We start from the raw sequence: 21,098 nt of genomic DNA, 5'->3' as shown, positions 1-21,098 counted from the left end.
TTACTTTAACTCAATAGATTTTCTAGCTCCGCCAGATGAACCCCTTGGATGACAGCGATAACATTCGGAGCTTACATATGAATACCCACTTACTTCTCGGTGATTATTATCCGTAGTTGTTTTATTATGCTCGTGACAAGTTATACAAGAAAAGACAGCAAAATTAGTATTATTGGTATGGCAGTCTACACATAAATTCCATTTTCCATTATGGTTTCCGGAGTATATGGGGAAAAATTGCCCATCATGATTGAATGTTGCTGGCTTCCACGCTATTGTACTATGGCACGGTTGGCAATCTGTTGGAAATCCTGCCGCTGCGTGGTTTGGATTTGTTGTATTATTATAATTTGTTTGATGGCATCCTACACAAGTCTTCGGTGTGTTGCTATAATTTCCATTATGGCATTTTGCACAGTCATTTGATATTGTTGCGTGAGCTCCTACCAATGCAAATATTGTATTGTGGATTGGAAACTGTGCCGGCTTCCATCCTGCGCTTGTTGTATGGCAGGTTATACAATCTGTTGATATTCCAAGTGCGCTATGATTTGGATTTGTTGTGCTATTGTATTTTGTCTGATGACATCCTACACAAGTCTTTGATGTATTTGTGTAATTTCCATTATGGCATTTTGCACAGTCATTTGATATTGTTGCGTGTGCTCCTACCAATGCAAATATTGTATTGTGGATTGGAAACTGTGCCGGCTTCCATCCCGCGCTTGTTGTATGGCAGGTTATACAATCCGTTGATATTCCAAGTGTGCTATGATTGGGATTTGTTGTACTATTGTATTTTGTCTGATGGCAGCTTACACAATTTGTTGGTGTACCGGCATATCCGTTTGTGTGGCAGCTTGAACAGGTTACTGTTGTATGTGCTCCGGTTAATGGGAATATGGATGTTGAATGATTAAAGCTTCCTTCTGAACTTCCTTTTGGATGACAACTGAAGCACGCATCACTGGAATAGACATATCCCTGTATTCCCTGGTGCTTGCTATTCATATCTGCCTGGTTATGTTCGTGGCACGTTACGCAGCTGAACACTGCATAGTTTGTGTTATTCGTATGGCAGTCTGAACATAAATTCCATTTTCCATTATGCTTGCCTGAGTATATTGGAAAATTCTTAGCATCGTGATCGAATGTTGCTGGCTTCCATGCTGTTGTGCTATGGCATGGCTGGCAATCTGTCGGAAATCCTGCTGCTACGTGGTTTGGATTTGTTGTATTATTATAATTCGTTTGATGGCATTCTACACAAGTCTTCGGTGTATTGCTATAATTTCCATTATGACACTTTGCACAATCATTCGATATTGTTGCGTGAGCCCCTACCAATGCAAATATTGTATTGTGGATCGGAAACTGTGCCGGCTTCCATCCTGCACTTGTTGTATGGCAGGTTATACAATCTGTTGATATTCCAAGTGCGCTATGATTTGGATTTGTTGTGCTATTGTATTTTGTCTGATGACATCCTACACAAGTCTTTGATGTATTTGTATAATTTCCATTATGACACTTTGCGCAGTCATTCGATATTGTTGTGTGCGCTCCTGTAAATGCAAAATAAGTACTGTGTGTTGGGAACTGTGCTGGCTTCCATCCCTCGCTTGTTGTATGGCAGGTTATACAATCTGTTGATATTCCCAGTGTTGTATGATTCGGATTTGTTGTGCTGTTGTATTTTGTCTGATGACAGCTTACACAATTTGTTGGTGTACCTGCATACCCATTCGTGTGGCAGCTTGAACAGTTTACTGTGGTATGTGCTCCGGTTAATGGGAATATTGATGTTGAATGATTAAAGCTTCCTTCTGAACTGCCCTTTGGATGACAACTCAAGCACGCATCACTTGTATAGACATAGCCCTGTATTCCCTGGTGCTTGCTGTTCATATCTGTCTGGTTATGTTCGTGGCACGTTACGCAGCTGAATACTGCATAGTTGGCGTTATTCGTATGGCAGTCTGAACATAAATTCCATTTTCCATTATGCTTGCCTGAGTAAATTGGGAAATTTTTAGCATCGTGATCGAATGTTGCTGGCTTCCACGCTGTTGTGCTGTGGCATGGCTGGCAATCTGTTGGAAATCCTGCTGCAATATGATTTGGATTAGTTGAATTATCATAAGAAGATTTATGACAACTATAGCAATCAGTTGACATATTTGAGTAACCATCTTTATGACACGAAGCACATTGTGTTGCAATGTGAGCTCCTGTTAAAGGAAACTTTGTCAAATTATGATCGAAAGTTGCCGGACTCCAACCATTTGTAGTGTGGCAGGAATTACAAGTAGTTGAAAATCCAGCAGTTTTATGTGCAGGGTTTTTCGAATTATCATAATCTGGTTTATGGCAACTGTAACAATCAGTTGAAATCTTACCATAACCACTAATATGGCACTGAGTACATTGTGTATTAATGTGCGCACCGGTTAGCGGAAATGTTGTAAGTGCATGATTGAAACTTGCTGGCTGCCAGGCATTAATACTATGGCAGTTTTCACATTTTATGGGAATATTATTAGCAATATGGTCCGGATTTTTAGCTGCTTCAAAATTAGAACGATGGCAAGTAATACACTCCTTAGATAACCCTGTAAATTTATTTTGCTGATGACACGAAAAACATGTTTTAACATTGTGTCCACCAACCAGAGGGAAAAAATTATGTGCAAATTGCGATACGTTCCACTGAACATCCGAAAGTTGATGACAATCCTGGCATTCGCGAGAAAAATTTCCATCAACGTGATTTGGTGATTTAGCCGAATAATAATCAGATGAATGACAATCAAAACATCGTGTCCCCATCTGCGGAAATTTTAATTCATTAATTTGGATATGGCATTGTTCGCACCTGGCAGATATATGTTTGCCAACTAAAGGAAATCTACCAAGCTGATGCAATTCATTAATATTCCGGACAAGCCAGGAAGTTGGTTCGTGACATTTTGCGCAATCATTACCAACTGTATTAGAATGCATGTCTTTATGGCAACTAACACACTCAGTTTTTGCTTCAGAAAAAATCAAAGTTGAATGGCATGCCTTACAAGCTATGGAATTATGCTGTCCAATTAGGGAAAATTTTGTCTTACTATGATCGAACTTCAGCTTACCTAATGTAATTTTCCAGTTTTCAGAGTTGTGGCAGGTACCACAATCTAATTTAAAATTCTTTCCGTGAGGTGATTGTGCTGCCAACAAACCTGATAGAAGAAATATAATTATGAATGACAATCTGAACATTTAAACTCATCGATTTTGAATTTAATAAATTTATGCCCTTGTTCTAAAATTTCTTTATGACATTTTCTGCATTCAACTTTGCTATGCGCTCCTTCAAGTGGAAACTTGGTGGATTGATGATCAAAACTAACTGGAATCCATCCAGAAGAAGTATGACATCGCTCGCATAGTGTTTTATCGCCATCTCTAAATTGGTTAAAATGTACATCATTATGACAATACTCGCAATAGCTTTTTACCGAACTGAAAAAATATTTTATTTCTCCAAGATTATTTTCTTTAATGTGGCATTTTTTACAACTGGCTTCTTTGTGTTTTCCTGTAAGATCAAATTTTGTTTTTGAGTGATTGAAGTTTATTATTTTCCATCCGTCAACAGTATGACAACTTATACAATTATCATCTTTCATAAACGTTCCGGATATTTCATTTCCATGAACATTTGAATGACAATTAATGCATTTTACATCACCAAGTATAAATTGCCATTTTGTTTCTTTGATATGACAACTCTTGCAATCAATTGCTTTATGTTTTCCTTCCAATGCAAACTTTAAATTATTATGTTTTTCCAATGAAAAAGTTGATGGCGAATATCCTTCAAGCTGATGACATTCTGAGCAATCGCGCTGGAGATTATTTACCGTAAACTGTCCTTTATGAAAATCTTCGTGGCATCTAAAACATTTATCAAAAACTGGTTTAACACTAATGTTTCCTTTATGACATTTATCGCAGTTTACTAATTTGTGTTTTGCAATTAAAGGATAATTTGTTTTATCATGATCAAAGGATCCTTTGTTAACAAATTTAAATCCAGAAACCACATGGCATTTCTTACAGTCATTACCGAATTTACCTTTATGCGCATCCTGGTGGCAAGGAGAACAATTACTAAAGTTCAATCCTGTAAATTTTTGGTAATCCTTCCCATTTCTTTTTTCTTTTAAATGGCATTTGATGCAATCTACTTTTGCGTGTGCACCAAGTAGTTTGAATTTTGCCCGGTCGTGATTGAAAGAAATAGCAGGTTTGAAGGTTGAAGTATTGTGGCAGAATTCGCATTTATTGCCCAATGTATTTTGATGAAAATCCTGATGACAGGAATTACAATTTTGATCTAATCCAAGGAAAGTATTTTTACGATTCTTTATTTCTGATGAAGAAATATTTTTTTGTTGATGACATTGTTTACAAGCTAATGGAGAATGTTTCCCCGTTAACTCAAATCCTGTTACTGAATGATCAAATTTCTTTTCATCAAATCGGATCAGTTGAAAATTACGTCCGAAATGTTCACCATGACATTGCCAGCAATTTTTCCCATTAACATACTTTGAAGAGTGAAAGCCAAGTTTGTTCTGTACCTGAAAATTTATTTCTTTATGACATCCAATACATTTTGTATCTGAAAGTTTTGAACCTAAATCGTGACATTTAGTACAATTGCTTATTCCCTCAAACTGAGAGTGTGCTCTGGATAATTCGCCAGGTGAAATTTGAGCGAGAATTTTTTGACTACTAAAGAGAAGAAAAAGAAATAGTAAATTCTTAATCAATGCTTTAATATTGTTTCTCCAAATTTTTTAGTGATTTTAATTCCAGTTTTTTCAAGAAATTGTGTTGGCAGTTCGCCACCCGCAAAAATAAAAACAAGATTGTTTTTTAATTCAACCAAGGAATTATCCGTCATTTTAAGAATAACTTTATCTTCCTTTATTTCTTCCACGCCTGAATTAAAAATTATTTTTAATTTTTGTTCAGATTGTGCTTTAATTATTCTCTCGAGATTTTTTGGTTTTATTCTGCTAAATGAATTACTCCTGTATGAAATAACAACTTCATTATCATCAGCTAAAAGTAAAGCGGATTCAATTGCAGAATCCCCACCACCGATAATTAATACATTTTGATTTTTAAGATATTCTGGTTCTAAAAGCCTGTAACTTACTTTTTCCAATTCTTCACCAGGTATTCCAAGTTTCCGCGGAGAACCGCGTCTACCAATAGCAAGTAAAATTGCGTTGGAAGTATAAGTGCTACAACTTGTAACAATTATAAAATGATCTTCCTTTTTTTCAATATTAATAACTTTTTCCTGTTCATTAATTTTTATATTGTTCTTTTGAAGAATTTCTTTCCATAAATCAAGTAGTTTTACTTTTGAAGTTTCCATCAATTTTATTTTGCCATATAAAGGTAAATCCATTGGGGAAGTCATAACCAGTTTTGCACGCGGGAAATTAAAGACGGTTCCACCTAAACTGTCTTGTTCAATGGTTAGAAATTTAAGATTATTTTTTGCAGCAGTTAAAGTTGCAGAAATACCTGCTGGACCAGCTCCAACGATTACCACATCGTAGCTTGCTTTGGAGGATCGTTTTAAGTTCTTGGATATATTTTCAACTGCCTGCTTACCTTGTTCTACAGCATTTTTGATGAGCCCCATTCCACCTAATTCTCCGGCGATATAAATTCCGGGAACATTAGATTCAAAATCCTGGGATACATGTGGTAATTCAATCCCCCTTGTTTCAGTCCCCATAACTAAAGTTATTGCATGAACAGGACAGGCATGAAAACAGGCTCCGTGACCTACACATCTGGAAGCATTAATTGTAAAAGCTTTTCCATTTACTAAGCCAAGCACATCTTTTTCAGGACATGCAAGAACGCAGGCACCGCTCCCAAGGCAAATTTCATGATTTATGTACGGATGTAAAGATACAGGTTCATGAAACCCCAGTTCTTTTGCTATTTTAATTTTTTCTTTTACAGAGTCAGATTTCTTGGCAACCGTTTTTATATAAATAAAAAGTACAAGGGCAAAAATTAAAAAAATTAAAATATAGGCTAATGTATTTTCTAAGAATGTTTCTATCAAATCATTTACCTAAACTGGTAAGCGATTCTTGCGCCATTTTGCCTAATTCAGTGTTTGGTTGCTCCTTTACTAATTCAGTCCATAATTGTTTAGCTTTATCTGATTCACCTTTATTTGCAGCTATGGCGCCAAGGTTATACCTGGCTTGAGCATTTTTTTTATCGTAATTAAAAACTTCGGAAATCAATTGTTCGGCTTTAGCGTAATCCTGTCTATGGAAATAAATCAAAGCCAGTGAAAATCTTAAATCTGTTCTTTTAGGATCTTTTTTCAATATTTTTTCGTACACAGTAATTGCATCATTCGGTTTATGTGCAGCAGCAAGAAATTCTGCGTACTCTCGCGCTTTTAATGTATCATTAGGATTTTTATCATAAGCAGTCTTTAACATCTCCATTCTTTTTTTAATTTCTTCACTTACGTTTGAGCCGGATGGCCCACCACCCATACCTGGTTTTGTTAATCCTTTATGAATTTCATCCTGAGGCATTTGTGCTGCTATATTTGTATTTGGAGTTTCTTGATTAGTTGTAAAAATTATCAAAAGAACTACTGCAATAATAATTATACTTAGGTAAATATAAAGTGGTTTAATTTTCATTTTTTCCTCCTAAAAGATCCATTTATAACCAAAAGTTATTGTAATTATTATGTGAATTATCATTATTAAAAACATTACCATTGCAAAAGGAAGATGAGCTACATGCCAGTATTTAAATAAACTCTGCATCGATCTGAGTAACCCAATTCTTCTGGATAGAATAAGTTTACTTTTAGCCGCCTTAACTATTTCTGAAACATTCGCATTTGGCTGTTTTGTTTTAATTTCCTTTTTAAATTTTCTAACTAATAACTTCGTTTTATAGTAATCAATAAATATTAAATAAATACTTTTAAGTAAAGTCAAATTTTTAAACCTTTTTATTGAAGCAGCTTCTTCTATTTCCAAAAGAATGCTTTCTTCTATTTTTAATTCATTTCTAAGTCGAAAGTTAAGATTAAAATTTATTTCATCAAGCTCTTTAATGCCCAATTCCTGTCCTTGTATAGATCTTGGAATTTGTATATAAATAAATCTACCAATGATACCGCTAAGTACAACTGCAACCATACTCCAAAAACTTACAGAAACAATTCCCCCAAATTTGAATGAGGTATGGAATAAAACGAGTATTGGACCAAGAGTACATAAAAAGATATGAAATTCTAACCAATATTTAAGAATTCCAATATGAAAAAATCTTCTAACACGTTTTCTTAGCATATAAATAGCAACACCGGCTATCATCAATAACGAGCCAATAATTCCGGTTCCGTGACCAATTATACCACTTGGTTTAAGTGAAGAATAATCAGGATTCCAGAAACGTTCGGTTACTGGTGTTGTGAAATAGTTAAATCCGGTAATTGTTAGATATATAGTTACTACTATTGTTACTAAGAAAAAAAATGATATGTAAATAGTATGAATTCGTTTTGACATTGATATTGGAATTATAATATTTGGAGAATAAGTTAGCTATGTGATCTTATTATTTCAAATCTAAAAAATAAACTGGGATTCTGATTGCTCAATAAAAGAAATAGAGGGGTCACAGTCAAATCAGTTGTGCCCCAATATAAACTTGAAAATACCTTAATTACTATTCCACAACTTCGTGCATTGTTGTGTATTTTGTAGAATTTTCTTTAATCAGGTCTGAAAGTTTGGACATAAGAATATCCACACGCTCATCCTGATTATCATCAAACTCTTCATATGCTTGTTCACTTTCAAACTGATATAATTCCTCAAAGCTATTTTGTTTATTTTTCTTTTCAAAAACAGAATAACTTATCAAGCCATCGGCTTTTACAAGCGATTTCAATTCACGCATAATACCTAAATATTCATCCCTTTTAGGTGAATTAACATCATATTGAATTGAAAAAATTACTTTTCCCATTTATTTCTCCGAATTATTAAAATATAAACTTGAGTAAAATTCCCCGGTAAATGTTATTTCCGCAGGACCAGTCAAGGATAAATTCCTTATATGCTGATCTTCAACTTTAAAGTCAATTATTAATTCATTACCACTTTTGGTAACAACAGTAATAGGTGGTTTTAGTTTATCATTAACATAGCTTATTATTGCAGCAGCGGTAGAACCAGTTCCGCAGGCTAAAGTTTCGTCTTCGACTCCTCTTTCATAAGTTCTAATGAATATTTTATTATCAACAATTTTTATAAAATTAACATTAGTGCCAGATGGAGCAAAATCTTTTGAATTTCTAATCTCTCTTCCATATTGAACAACTGGAAAATCATCTAAATCCTGATAAAAAGAATTTGGAATTTGGACGTTTTGCAATACATCCCCCAATTTAATAACAACATGAGGTGAACCTGTATCAACAAAACTTGAACTGACAAGTTGATTAAAGGTCTTAATTTTAAAATTATACTTAAAATTCTTTGGTTCAGATAAATAAAATTTTACATTATCAGCATCCAGAATTTCACCAGCATATTGGACATTATTGGAGATAAAATTGGTGGTTGCATTATTTATTCTGCCACTTAAATGTGCATATCTGATTGCGCATCTTGCACCATTCCCACACAATGAACCAGTTGAACCATCTGAATTGAAATATTCCATCATAAAATCATAACCGGGAAAATCTGATATAATAAGGATTCCATCAGCACCTATTCCAGTTCTTCTATTACATAATTTTTTTATAACTGCGGGATGCAGTTCCATATCCGGATTAAACCTTCTATCGAATAGAATAAAATCGTTACCAGCGCCGCTCATTTTTGCAAAGGAAATTTTTTTCATAGCGTATGTAATTTAAATGAATAAACTTTTCTAAGCAATAAAAATCTGTTTGTTTTGGAATAATTTGATTGGAAAATAGAAATGCTTTTTACAGTTATTAAACGTAAAAATTGTGGAGGTGGCGGGAGTCTCCCAAAGGGATGCTGTGCAGAACCCGCGTCCGAAATTTCTTCTTGTCTTAGAGTATTCTATTATTTTTTAGCCAGATACGTCCATCAACACTCTTAAAAAATAATTCACGTTTACAAGCTTCACTTCGGGTGGGATATTCTTCATAATAAACTATTTGCCAGGGTCTGAATGGCTTTGTGAATTTTACTTTCCCATTATTATGTTCATTCAATCTGGTCGGTATATCTTTTGTCGAACCATAATAATGTTTATTCCCAATCTCGCTAAAAAGTATATAAGTATAAAACATAATACAAAATATTTGTGGAGGTGGCGGGAGTCGAACCCGCGTCCGAAATTAAAATCCAGTGAACGTCTACACACATAGCCTGTTATTTTTTTTAGACTTAAAGTTCCTTAACAAGCAAAGCTGTCTTTAAATCCCGCCAGTGTTTATTTCGCCTTATCTACCTGGCACTCGATTCAGCTATCATACCTAAGCGACGTTCAATTATTCCCCGGTATGAGGAAAAATAATGAACGGCTGCTCCCGCTTTACGGGATTAAGCAGCTAGGGCGTAATTATATTCGCCGTTTATATTTTTGTTTCCAACGTTTAACGTGTAATTGGAGATCACGGTGCGCAGTTCAAAGCCTTCTAACCCCGTCGAAACCAATTTCACCCCCGGAATCTAACTCAGATTTCGGAATAATGATAATGGAAAAGTAGCTTTTAATTTTCTACATCTTCCAAATAATATCAGGGATATTAAGAACTTTATTTTCATATCTTGCTAAGACAAAGAACAAGTCTGAAAGACGGTTTAAATATATGATTATATTCTCACCAATATCAACAGATTTACTTAGTGCCACAACTATTCTTTCTGCACGACGACAGATTGTTCTTACCAGATGAAGATAAGAAGCACCTTTGGAACCACCTGGTAGGATAAAATTTTTCAATTCCGGAAGCTGAGTGGAAAAAAAATCTATCTCCTTCTCAATTCCTTCATAATAATCTATTGTAATTTTTGCAATGTTTAGTTTTTCAGATGTTTCAGATTTTGGTGTTGCCAGATCAGAACCAACAACAAATAACTGATTCTGAATTTTTTGAAGGAGTTTTATTAATGCTTCGTTTTTTATTTCAATTATTGCAATGCCAAGTGCGGAATTAAGTTCATCAATCGTTCCATAAGCATCAATTCGCAAATTATCTTTTGTTACCCGCTTTCCGCCAATTAAACTTGTCTCCCCTCTATCCCCAGTCTTAGTATATATTTTCATCTTTTAAAAGGAAGATCGCAAATTGTTACTGGATATTCTAATCCATCATCAGCTTTAGCAATAAGTATTGTACCATTAATCTTAAATTCTTTTCTTACATAAGCCAAACCAATAAATTTTTTAAGGAAAGGAGAATATGTAATTGAAGTAATCTTACCAATTTCATTCTTAGCTTCCAACAATACCAAACTACCCAAAGGAATTTCCTGACAATTTATTATTACCCCAGTAAGAGATTTCTGAACTTTATCATAAGTATCCAAACGTGCAATAACTTCCTGACCAATGAAACATCCTTTTGTAAAACTCACTTCGTTTATTAATCCTGCTTCATGAGGATTGTAGGCATCATTTAGTTCATTTGGTGCAATTGGAATTCCCATTTCAATTCGAAATTTTTCATAGGCATCTTCACCAATTAATCTAAAATCAAAAACACTTTTTTGTTCAAATAAATGTTTTACAAATTTGCCATCAGGTTTTGATTTATGAAGTATGACGAACTTATCCAATCCAAATTCTTTCTTTTTAAGTACTAAATATTCATTTCCATCAACATTACAACTTTTTACCTGATTAAGTGACAATTTATCCACATCATTATCAAAAATAAGTGTAGCAAAAGATTCTGCCTGAGGTCCGATTAATTCATATATATTATAATTACCAGTTGCATTAACTACTTTAATATCTTCCATTATAATATACTTGTTCACCCAACTGAAAAGTTTATTTTTACAATGAGCGCTGCTTAATAGTAAAATAGATCCATTGCATCTAATTACATCTCCGCGTTCAATAATTCTTCCTTTTTCATTTGTAAATAAAGTTACACGAAAGTTATTTGGTTGAAGATCCCTTAATAAATTAGTAGTTATTCTATTTAGAAAATCTAAACTCTCACCGCCCGCAAATTCAAGAATACAATTGGTAGAAATATCCCTTAAACCAACACCATTACGAAGTGTTTGATATTCTTCAAGCAAATTATCATAAACTTTAACGGTATTATTTTGATTATCAACTTGCATATTATTGTATAGCGACAAATAAACATCTAGTCTAGATGCAACATTCAATTCCAGTTCCGACATTAAATCTCCTAATAACTCTAACTTAAAATTAAAAAACCAAATAGAAAGAAATAATTTTAAAAACCCTGGGAGTAATTTTTTGCCCTAAGGTGTGTTTGAAAAATATAAAATGCGTTCTAAAGATAATGAAATTTTATATTATCAGTACGGTCTAGTTTGCCGTGGATTTTTAGTGTTTACATACAAACTATCTTTTACTTTCCATATGAAAGCAACAGAATCCGCAGATCTGATTCTATCTGCAAGATTGTAAAAATGATATTCATAATAATCAGGATAAATATCATCATTTACGTTCGCCATAGTTCTTTTTCTTGCCAGTCCTTCATAAGTTTCCAAAAGATGCGGGTAAGATTTTATTCCATGCAGCATAAAAAAATTATAATTACGATGACCTACAATTATCCCATCTTCATAGTTTGTTTCTATATATGGTGTTCCCTTTGCCTTCCAGGTTTTCATAGAAATTTTGTTGAATCCGCCATGTATAGGAATTTCTCTTTCCCAAATTTTTGAAAATCCATCATTATTACAGGTAAATAGTGTTAAGAAAAAGAATGCCGTTCCTAATTTGGTACTATCAAGATTTATAAAACTTGATTCAAATCCTCTTATATTTTTGCGTTCAATTAATCTTTCCCCAGATTTCGATTTTGCAATTACTGCAAATACATAACTTGCATCGGATTTGTAATAAATAACCGCTGATTTGGGAATGTTGTATGTGAGTGTTCTATCAAACTCCAACAAATAGGAACCTGCAGGATAATTATTTAGAATATACTCTTTCAATGCAATCGTATCGCAAGGATTTCTATTTTGTGTTTGTTCCTTTTGCACATCAATATTATACGACTGAATGCTTTGATCTTTCTGTTCAGAAAAAGCAGGGTCTTCACCTTGCAAATTTTTATCTTCTTCTTTGCCACAGGATATCAAAATAATAGAAGTAAAAATTAAAATAATATAAAAAGGAAGATTATTTTTCATAAACAATTACCCCTCCATCCTACCAGTTTACTAATCCCAATACTATTGTAAGTTGTTTAATATTTATTAGCTCGATAACTCATCAATGAAATATGCTGAACAGAGCAACCCATATTTAAAATGAGATAAATCCATATGCTCATCAGGAGAATGTGCATTTTCACTATCCAGACCTAAGCCCATTAAGATTGCAGGGATCTTAAGGCTTTTTACAAATTCCACTACAATTGGTATAGAGCCGCCTTCACGCATAAAAATGGTTTTCTTTCCAAAGGCTTTTTCCATAGCAATTGCTGCTTTAGAAACTATTTTATCTTCAAGCGGTACTAAAACAGGATATCCACCATGTAGATTTCTAACATTAACTTTAACACTTTTTGGTGTGATTGATTTAATATACTTTGTAAATAGATTGGCGATTTTATTCGGATCTTGGTTAGGGACTAAGCGCATACTAATTTTTGCAGTGGCTTTAGATGGAATTACAGTTTTAGCTCCTGCACCAATAAATCCTCCCCAAATTCCATTGCAATCTAATGTTGGTCTTGTCCACAATCTTTCCAAGGTTGAAAATCCTTTTTCGCCAGATAATTCTGCAACTCCTAATTCTTTAGCATATTTCTTATCGGAAAATTTAAGTTTCCCAAAATTATCTTTTTCCTTCTTTGTAATTTTAATAACGTTTTTATAAAAATTTGGTATTGTTACTTTCCCATTTTTATCATGAAGTTTTGCAATTATCTCGGTTAATACATTAATTGGGTTTGAAACAGCACCACCAAAGCTACCAGAATGAAGATCTTTATTCGGTCCGGTTATTTCAATTTCTAAATAAGCTAAACCGCGTAAACCATAAGTTAATGAAGGGACACCAGGAGCATACATAGAAGTGTCTGAAACTAAAACTGCATCGCATTTTAACAAATCTTTATTCTGTTCAAGGAATGATCCCAAGCTCTCACTTCCTATTTCTTCTTCACCTTCAATTAGAAATTTAATATTAATCGGAAGGCTTCCATATGTTTTGAAAAATGCTTCTACACTTTTAATATGAACGAACATCTGACCTTTATCATCTGTAGCACCACGTGCCCAAATTTTTCCATCTTTAATAATTGGTTCAAATGGAGGATTTGTCCAAAGTTCAATAGGATCAACCGGTTGAACATCGTAATGACCATAAACTAATAACGTGGGTTTTCCTGGCGCACCTAACCACTCCCCATAAACAATAGGATGATTTTCCGTTTTATAGATTTCTACCTGGCTTAATCCGGCAGTTTTTAATTTACCAGCCACAAACTCAGCGGCTTTAGCAACATCGTTTCTGTTTTCTGGCATTGTGCTTATGCTCGGGATTTTTAAAAAATCTTTTAATTCTTCAACATAACTATCATAATTAGCCAGAATGTAATTCTTTACTTTTTCCACTTTATTCCTCTTCAGTAATCAATATTGATTTTATTGAAAATTTTACTTAATGAATTTACAAAATTTATATTTAGTTTCTTAGTAAATTTTTACGGTTTTATTTCTTATCTGTTTACAATTTAACCATTGATAAATAAATTTTCTTCCTTTCAACCTCAGCAAGAAATATTTATCTTTATTACAGTTAATTTTATCTTGTTATTTCTTAAGCAGATCATTATTTAAGAAACCAGCATTTAGAAAAGATTCTGTAAAATTTGATACAAATCTAATAAGATATAAGAATTAAGACAAGAAGGCTTTACTGTTTTTCCAATTAGTTATAAAGTAAATAATTAAAATAAATGATCCTTTTCCGCTACATACTTAAAAATCATATTGGTCCATTTTTGTTTTCGCTGGTTACATTAATTTTTATGTTACTTTTTAATTTCTTAACAAAGTTTGCTGATAGACTTGTAGGAAAAGGATTAGGTTTTTGGATAATAACCAAACTGATTGCATATAATCTTGCCTGGATGGTAGTACTCGTTATCCCAATGTCTGTTCTTGTTGCAACACTAATGGCATATGGAAACATGTCTAACAATAATGAAGTTGCAATAATGAAAGCATCTGGAATAAGCATTTACAAAATGATGTTCCCTTCTTTAATTGTAAGCGCTATAATCGGTTTATTGCTAATCGAGTTCAATAATAATATTTATCCAGATGCAAATCATGCTGCAAGAATTCTTATGCAGGATATCTCTAACAAAAAACCAACACTATCTTTAGTACCAGGACTTTTTTCACAGGAAGTTTCAAACTATGCAATTCTGGTAAAAAAGATTCAGGAAAATAGTAATGAATTAGAAGATGTAATAATTTATGATTATAACGATCCATCCAGGATGAATGTGATTACTGCAAAGAAGGGAAAAATTTATTTTTCAGGTGATCAAAGAAAATTAATTATGGATTTAAGCGATGGTGAAATCCATCAACAAGGTGTTAGTGATAATGCAGCTTATAGAAAATTAATTTTTTCAAAACACAGAATTCTTATGGATGCTGAACAATTTACCTTCCAGCAATCCACACCCGGTGGGCAGCGTGGAGATAGAGAATTAAGTGCAGGCGATATGATGGTTATTGTTGATAGTTTGAAGAAGATCAGAAATACTTTTCTAACAAGACTAAGAAATGATGCTGCAGATTTTTTTACTTTGAAAGCGAACTTAACAGTGCCTACTACTACAGCTTCCAGTTCAGATGAATTTGTTTTATTAAGAGTTAAGGATAGGATTAACTCAGCAAAAAATGTAATACTTTCTGATGTAGAATATCTTAAAAGTAACAAAGAAGATATAAATAAATATGAAGTTGAAATTCACAAAAAATATTCGCTTCCTGCAGCGTGTATTGTTTTTATTCTTATTGGAGCGCCGCTTGGTATGATGACCAGGAAAGGAGGAATAGGTGTAGCAGCAGGAATAAGTATAGTATTCTTTTTAATCTACTGGGCTTTTTTAATTGGAGGCGAAAAACTTTCTGACCGTGGTTTGCTTTCACCATTTTTGGGTATGTGGAGCGCAAATATTGTTTTAGGAATTTTCGGAATTATAATAACAGTAAAATCGGCAAGGGAAACAATTACTTTGGATTTTTCATTCTTGCAAAAACTTATTCCTAAAAATTGGAGATCATCTCAAGAAGTAAATGAAAATAATTGATCGATATTTTATAAAACAATTCCTGCAAACTATTGTATTCGGATTAATTGCCTTTGCAATTATTTTTGTAGTAATAGATATGATGGAAAATCTTGATGATTTTATTGATCAATCTGTTCCCTATCAAATTATTTTTGAATATTACCTTTATTTTATTCCAGAGATTCTAAGATTAATGACTCCGGTGGCGGTATTCCTTGCTTGTTTATTTACAACTGGAAAGATGGCGAACCAAAACGAATTAACCGCAATCCGCTCTGCCGGAACAAGCATTTACAGAATTATGTTGCCGTATCTTGCAACATCTTTAGTAATAAGTATTTTTTCAGTTTACTTTGGTGGTTATGTTGTTCCTCTTGCTAACAAAGGAAAAGTTAACATAGAAATAACTTACATGAAAAAAGATATACCACCTCCCGGAAGTAATATTTTTTTTCAGGATAGCAATACAAGAATTGTTTGGATATCCTATTATGATGTTCAGAACCAACAAGCAAACAGAGTAAGCATTCAGGAGTTTAACAAAAATATTCCGGCAGAAATGACCTCCCGGATTGATGTTGGAAGAATGAAATATGATTCGCTTAAGCAACAATGGGAAGCATTTAACGGTACTAAAAGAATTTTTAATGGTAACCATGAATCAGTAGAAAAGTTTACTCATCAAATTTTAAAAGAGTTAAATTTTAAACCAATGGATATAAAAACTAAACAGGAAAAACCGGAAGAGATGTCCATTCCTGATCTGAAAAAATATTATGAAAACCAGGCAAGAACCGGTAATGACCCAACCCGGACTTTGATTGAATATCATTCCCGGTATGCTTTTTCCATTGCGAGTTTTATTGTTGTATTTATTGGGCTCCCGTTGGCGGCAAGTAAACGCCGGGGAGGATTGGCTCTTCAATTTGGTATAAGTTTGCTTTTTACTTTTATCTATCTTGGATTTATGAAAATCAGCCAGGCATTTGGAAAAAATGGTGTTCTCGATCCATTGCTAACGGCTTGGTTTGCAAACATTGTCTTTATTGTTTTTGCAATTATAAATTTGATAAAAGCACAGAAGTAAATAAACTTTTAAGAATCAAATACTAAATACTTATTTACTAAATTTTTCGTGAACCCGTCATTCCAAATTTATTTTCTTGATTCACAAAAAAACTTAAAACTTCCACCGCGATCCAATAGCAAGTGAAATTCTCTTAGCCTGATTTGCCATAAACAAATAATGAAAATCAGGTGAAGCAAAATTAAACTCCAATATTCCAGCATTAAAACCGAATCCAAACGCCCAACCAAAACCATCTGCACCACCAAATGAAAAACCAGTTCTGATGTATGGAATCCAATTCATCGGCTTCCACTCTGCGCCAAGTGATAACCTGGGATTTTTGCTATTCCTGGGTTGATCATTAAATCCCTGGTTATAATCCAATGCAAGCAGCAAAGAGCCGGGGAATGAGCCGCTGACATATTTATCTAATTGAAAAGAAGCGCCAATCCTAAGGGCTGTTGGTAACGGAGTAGAAACTTCATTTACAAATTTACCTTTACCAGTAAATACATCTTTTAGTGAATCAACTTCTTCTTTGTTTGTAATATCTCTTAAAATCATAACTGTATTTGAAGAATACATTGCTACATTTTTATTCCAGTTAATACTTCCAATATCAGTTAAAGCTAAACCGAAAGTCCAAACATCATCAAGTTGTGCAGAAATGCCAAAGTCAATTCCTAAACCTGTTCCGGCTGGTGAAGGGAAAGGACCAACTGACGCATCTTGCTTTGTACCGGTTGAATCAAAATCATATTTAACTTGAAAATCATCTGAGAAAGAAGAATGAGCAAGTACATTGCCTTTAGCTGTTATTTCATTGTGCGCTCCAGTTGAAAGTGATGTTTCAATTTTATCAATTCCTGCATAAGCAAATCCCTGGATGTATTTGAAAGAAATTCCCGCCGAAAGTTTTTTAAAATACTTTGTAGAAATTTCCGGTAAAGCACGGGAATAAGTTAAAGAATAATCCCTTAACCACCAGCCTTTTGCATTTGCATCATTAAAATTATAAACTGAACCGATTGGATTTCCTTCTAAAGCTAAATTAATTAATTGTCCCGGGAAAGTTGCTTTAAACGCAATGATATCATTTATCCCAAACCCAAATGCTCCAACTTCATCATTTATTTTTAGTGTAGCCGTAAAAATGGAAGTTGAAAAATCTGCAACAAAAAATCCTCCGCCACTAAATATTGTTTTTAAATTATTCTTGTCAGACTCCGAAAGATATCTTCCAACAGTTTTACCCGATTCGTCCTTAACTCCACCAAAGAAATAATTGTAATCTTTTATTGTAATAAAGTTAGTTCCAAATCTCATATTTAAATTTGGGAAAGGAATAACGGTAGCAAATTCAAAATGATTATCTTCATCAAACAAAAGATTAGCCGGATTGTAGCCAATAGAAAAAACTCCGCGCGAAGTTGACGTAGATGTTTTCCCCATTCCTACAGATCGAGCGTCTGATGTTCCAACCGATCCCATCTGCGCATATAAATCCATAACACAAAAATTGAATAAGGCGATTATTATAAATATTTTTTTCATGGTGTTTTCCTACTTCAAATTTTCAGGATCTAAGTTGTAGTTTACACCGCCATATACTTTGAACTTTATAAAATCCTTTGCCCTTACCTGAACAAAAGGTCCAAATGCAGTGCTCGTGCTTCCGGTAGAGCGCAGTTTAACATTAAAAATTATATATTCCGCATCTTTTAATTTTTGAAATTCAACATCGTTCAAAACGCAGGTTATCTTAGAAATTGATGGCTGGGAAGATACTCCATTATTATCAACTGCCGATGGTGGTATTTCAAATATTTCGCCGCTGGCTGCTTCATTCCTTATAGAGAATAATGGTTTGTAATTTTTATCAGCGAAAGTACATTTAGCAATTACACCTAACGCAATATGATTTTCCATCTCAACAGTCAATTTTGCTTCATTGCTTTTAATAATATCTTCGCGATCATTATTGGAAATGTCAACCGTCGTTGTATCTGTAAAACCAGCATCAGAAACTGATATTATTATTGGAGCAGAAATATCCAAAATAATTTTGATCGAATCCTGATCAGAGATTGATCCACCAACATTGGGATTTTCATTATCAATTAAAAATTTGTTTTCAACAGTAATTAGCTCCGGAAATTTTTGTAGAAATTCTAAAAGGTTAGTATTGTTTTCATCAAAAAATCTTTTCATTGTTGTGCCGGCAACTAAAGAATCAGAATAGAATTCATTGGAAAGGATTTTTAAATAGTAAGGTGCTCCGTACGATCCATTAGGCAACTTATTATACCCGGCAATTCTAAGAGAGCTGATAAGAATTTTCAGGTTCCTTAAAGATCCAATAGACTTGGCTTCGAATCCAATTCGTGTTCCTTTAAATTTAATTTTAGAATTAAAGTCCTGTGTTTGTTTTCCAAATACGTCATTAAATTCTTGTTTCTGAAAACCCAGATCGATTTTTTTTAGCTTACCAACTAAATGGCTCAATGTAATTTCGCTGTTGGTTACCTGAGTTTTAAAATCAACATTCCCACCTCCGGTCGAAGAGGCTTTACCCCGGATAAGAATTCCATCAGATTTTTGTGTAGAATCCGTATTGGAAAACCCCCCCTTTTTCATTTGCGCATAAATATATTCACTTAGAAGAACTTCAATTAATTTTTTGTCACCTGGATTAAGGTTACCCTGCATTTTAAGAATTGATCTATCACTTTTTCTTTTAAAACCGGGAACCTTCAATTCGTAAGTAAGAGTAGTAATTGAATTATTCGTAAGTGCCAAATACAATGAACCACTTTTAAATTCGGCTGTATCTAAACGATAGTTTACATCTGCATTATAGATAAGATCGTTACTTCCGCTGCCAGTACCATTTATATCCAAATCGTCCGGCACTAATTTAACAGGTACCTTTATTTGGTTAGCAATAGGCGAAGTATTCTCTAAGTCGGAGGCTAAAAAAACATACAGGCTATCGCTGCCAGTAGAATCAACAATACTTAAATTAGGATTTTTATCCGGCTTAATTATCTCTGATAGTTTATAAGAACGCTGGGTTATAGGAATATTTAGTTCAACATCCCAGTTAGGAAAAACCGGTTCCTTTGGAGAATCGAAGCAACCATTTACAAAAAACAATATGGATGACGACAATAAAAGGATTGCTAAATTTTTACTTTTGCTCATAAGAATCCTGCAATAAAGGGGAAAAAAAACCGCAGAGTAACTGCGGTTGTAAGATAATTATTTTTTATTTAATTAATATCATTTTTCTAGATTGTGTAAGATTATTATATCTCAAAGTATAGAAGTAAACTCCGGAATTTAATCTGCTAGCATTAAATGTAACTTCATAATTTCCAGCTTTCTTAAATTCAGAAGATAGAGTTTCAACTTCAGAACCAAGTGTGTTATAAAGTTTCAATGAAACATAACCATCGCTGGGTAAGCTAAAGGAAATTTTTGTTGATGGATTAAAAGGATTAGGATAATTTTGAGCAAGATTAAATACAGTTGGTTTATTGTTTTGATCCTCAACTTTGGTAACAAGAGTTTTACCACCTCCGCCAAATTTGGAAAAGTGTTCTAACCTTAAATTTATAACAGTGTCTCCCGGGGCACGTTCTTCCATAGCCCAAGTTAAACCGTTAGGTACCAACCTTGGTAGACCAGTAATTGGGTCATTAATAACATACACAAATGATACACCATCATAAACATTTATTCCAACATTGGTACAAAAACCTTTAAATGCTTCTGTAAGAGGAATAATTAAATAAGCTTTCTTTCCATTCTTAAAATAATAGCTGCTATCCACCGAATAATACACACCTTGATCAAGTACTTCTACTTCCATGTACAAAAAAACTGTATTACCAACAACCATTTCAAATTTACAAGAATCCTGATCAAGTTGTTTTAACATTACATTTATTTCTATATTATTATTTATTGCACCATCTTCAAAACCTAATTCTGAACCGACTAATGCATCAAAAACACACTGATATCTGGCGGCTGAAGGGGGAAGGGTTGTTGGTTCAAGTGTCATGTGTTGACCTTCCAAAAAGATCCCGGATGCTACATTATCTAAACCGAAACCTGGAATGTCCATATACCAATTGTATTTAATTGTATCTGCACTTTGCGAATAACTGCTTATAATTAGCAGAATGAACAAATAAAATATTGTAAATACCTTTTTCATAGTCTCACCTTATAATTATTAAAATATCCCGATGGAATTTTGGCAATCTTCCTTTCAAAGTCAAGCCACTTACCTTTAAGTGTACCACTTATCACAAAGTAAAGGATTTAAGGCAGATTGTCAATTTTGTAATTTAGAATCGAAAATAAAAAAATAAAGTTAAAGGGAGTTTAGAAAATTGTTCAAGAAGATTATTTATGCAGTAAAATTAA

The 21,098-nt window shown here is 33.5% G+C and carries 17 protein-coding genes and 1 other RNA gene; 2 read left to right on the top strand and 16 right to left on the bottom strand.

Annotated elements, in window-relative coordinates; genetic code table 11:
• The 13 genes from NTX22_02795 to NTX22_02735 all read right to left on the bottom strand — a co-directional run bounded on the left by NTX22_02795 (position 1) and on the right by NTX22_02735 (position 13,895).
• Positions 1 to 3,267 carry a hypothetical protein gene (locus NTX22_02795; protein MCX6149434.1) on the bottom strand — a complete coding sequence of 1,089 codons (3,267 nt, stop codon included), beginning with the start codon at positions 3,265 to 3,267 and terminating at the stop codon, positions 1 to 3.
• Positions 3,246 to 4,826, bottom strand: a complete 1,581-nt coding sequence (locus NTX22_02790; protein ID MCX6149433.1) for a cytochrome C — start codon at positions 4,824 to 4,826, stop codon at positions 3,246 to 3,248. The genes NTX22_02795 and NTX22_02790 overlap by 22 nt, the downstream gene beginning before the upstream one ends.
• Positions 4,823 to 6,151, bottom strand: a complete 1,329-nt coding sequence (locus tag NTX22_02785; protein ID MCX6149432.1) for an NAD(P)-binding domain-containing protein — start codon at positions 6,149 to 6,151, stop codon at positions 4,823 to 4,825. The genes NTX22_02790 and NTX22_02785 overlap by 4 nt, the downstream gene beginning before the upstream one ends.
• A gap of 1 nt (position 6,152) precedes the next feature.
• A complete protein-coding gene (locus NTX22_02780) occupies positions 6,153 to 6,752 on the bottom strand; it encodes a tetratricopeptide repeat protein (protein MCX6149431.1) in 600 nt (199 codons plus the stop codon).
• Positions 6,753 to 6,761: 9 nt separating this feature from the next.
• Positions 6,762 to 7,634: a hypothetical protein gene (locus tag NTX22_02775; protein MCX6149430.1), complete on the bottom strand. Its 873-nt coding sequence runs from the start codon at positions 7,632 to 7,634 to the stop codon at positions 6,762 to 6,764.
• 160 nt (positions 7,635 to 7,794) lie between these two features.
• A complete protein-coding gene (locus NTX22_02770; protein MCX6149429.1) occupies positions 7,795 to 8,097 on the bottom strand; it encodes a hypothetical protein in 303 nt (100 codons plus the stop codon).
• Positions 8,098 to 8,979, bottom strand: a complete 882-nt coding sequence (dapF, locus tag NTX22_02765; GenBank protein ID MCX6149428.1) for a diaminopimelate epimerase — start codon at positions 8,977 to 8,979, stop codon at positions 8,098 to 8,100.
• Positions 8,980 to 9,157: 178 nt separating this feature from the next.
• Complete coding sequence (locus NTX22_02760; GenBank protein MCX6149427.1) at positions 9,158 to 9,400, bottom strand: GIY-YIG nuclease family protein; 243 nt, start codon at positions 9,398 to 9,400, stop codon at positions 9,158 to 9,160.
• Positions 9,401 to 9,412: 12 nt separating this feature from the next.
• Positions 9,413 to 9,777: a transfer-messenger RNA gene (gene ssrA, locus NTX22_02755) on the bottom strand.
• A 54-nt stretch (positions 9,778 to 9,831) separates the two neighbouring features.
• The gene (locus tag NTX22_02750; GenBank protein ID MCX6149426.1) at positions 9,832 to 10,380 is read right to left on the bottom strand and encodes a cob(I)yrinic acid a,c-diamide adenosyltransferase; all 549 of its coding nucleotides are present in this window, start codon (positions 10,378 to 10,380) and stop codon (positions 9,832 to 9,834) included.
• On the bottom strand, positions 10,377 to 11,474 hold the full coding sequence (locus tag NTX22_02745; GenBank protein ID MCX6149425.1) for a hypothetical protein: 1,098 nt from the start codon (positions 11,472 to 11,474) through the stop codon (positions 10,377 to 10,379). The genes NTX22_02750 and NTX22_02745 overlap by 4 nt, the downstream gene beginning before the upstream one ends.
• Before the next feature lie 141 nt (positions 11,475 to 11,615).
• Positions 11,616 to 12,464 carry a hypothetical protein gene (locus NTX22_02740; GenBank protein ID MCX6149424.1) on the bottom strand — a complete coding sequence of 283 codons (849 nt, stop codon included), beginning with the start codon at positions 12,462 to 12,464 and terminating at the stop codon, positions 11,616 to 11,618.
• Between the two features lie 66 nt (positions 12,465 to 12,530).
• Positions 12,531 to 13,895, bottom strand: coding sequence for a dipeptidase (locus NTX22_02735; GenBank protein ID MCX6149423.1), 1,365 nt, complete (start codon positions 13,893 to 13,895; stop codon positions 12,531 to 12,533).
• 344 nt (positions 13,896 to 14,239) lie between these two features.
• On the opposite strand from NTX22_02735, the gene NTX22_02730 reads away from it, so the two are divergent.
• Both NTX22_02730 and NTX22_02725 read left to right on the top strand, forming a co-directional pair.
• Positions 14,240 to 15,610, top strand: coding sequence for an LptF/LptG family permease (locus NTX22_02730; protein MCX6149422.1), 1,371 nt, complete (start codon positions 14,240 to 14,242; stop codon positions 15,608 to 15,610).
• Positions 15,597 to 16,679 (top strand): LptF/LptG family permease, encoded by a 1,083-nt coding sequence (locus tag NTX22_02725; protein MCX6149421.1) that lies wholly within the window; start codon positions 15,597 to 15,599, stop codon positions 16,677 to 16,679. Before NTX22_02730 ends, NTX22_02725 begins: the two co-directional genes overlap by 14 nt.
• A 93-nt stretch (positions 16,680 to 16,772) precedes the next feature.
• Here NTX22_02725 and NTX22_02720 read toward each other — a convergent pair whose 3' ends face one another.
• The 3 genes from NTX22_02720 to NTX22_02710 form a co-directional block, all read right to left on the bottom strand.
• A complete protein-coding gene (locus tag NTX22_02720) occupies positions 16,773 to 18,215 on the bottom strand; it encodes a DUF5723 family protein (protein ID MCX6149420.1) in 1,443 nt (480 codons plus the stop codon).
• Positions 18,216 to 18,224: 9 nt separating this feature from the next.
• Positions 18,225 to 19,865 carry a hypothetical protein gene (locus NTX22_02715; protein MCX6149419.1) on the bottom strand — a complete coding sequence of 547 codons (1,641 nt, stop codon included), beginning with the start codon at positions 19,863 to 19,865 and terminating at the stop codon, positions 18,225 to 18,227.
• A 64-nt stretch (positions 19,866 to 19,929) separates the two neighbouring features.
• Complete coding sequence (locus NTX22_02710; protein ID MCX6149418.1) at positions 19,930 to 20,886, bottom strand: T9SS type A sorting domain-containing protein; 957 nt, start codon at positions 20,884 to 20,886, stop codon at positions 19,930 to 19,932.
• Positions 20,887 to 21,098 lie beyond the last annotated feature (212 nt).

The sequence above is a fragment of the Ignavibacteriales bacterium genome (assembly GCA_026390815.1).
In the GTDB taxonomy this organism is placed as follows: Bacteria; Bacteroidota; Ignavibacteria; order Ignavibacteriales; family SURF-24; genus JAPLFH01.
Note: the sequence above shows the minus strand (reverse complement) of the source record. Positions and strands in the feature narration are given on the sequence as shown.